The organism is Bacillus sp. SIMBA_008 (assembly GCF_046535495.1).
Classification (GTDB): domain Bacteria; phylum Bacillota; class Bacilli; order Bacillales; family Bacillaceae; genus Bacillus; species Bacillus subtilis.
This window is the reverse complement of the sequence record NZ_JAWRWL010000391.1, coordinates 1-276: the sequence shown is the minus strand read 5'-3', so window position 1 is coordinate 276 and position 276 is coordinate 1. Positions and strand designations below refer to the sequence as shown.

The 276-nt window shown below is 45.3% G+C and carries 1 pseudogene; it reads right to left on the bottom strand.

What is annotated here, in order from left to right:
* Positions 1–276 (bottom strand): annotated as a pseudogene (locus SB658_RS23735) (UDP-glucose 6-dehydrogenase); the annotation flags it as partial.

Genomic DNA, 276 nt, shown 5'->3' with positions numbered 1-276 from the left:
GCAGAGCCTTCTCTGAGGAACTCTGGATTGGATACGACATCAAAAGGATATTTACTGCGCGATGCTTTTTCGACAATGGCTTGAACGAGCCGGCCTGTTCCAACGGGCACTGTGCTTTTATTGACGATGATTTTATAGCCATTTAGATGTTCACCAATTGTTTGAGCGACAGCTTTCACGTACGTTAAATCAGCTTCCCCCTGTGCTGTCATCGGTGTCCCTACAGCAATATAGATAATCTCTGATTCCCGGATAGCAGCAGGAATATTGGTTGTA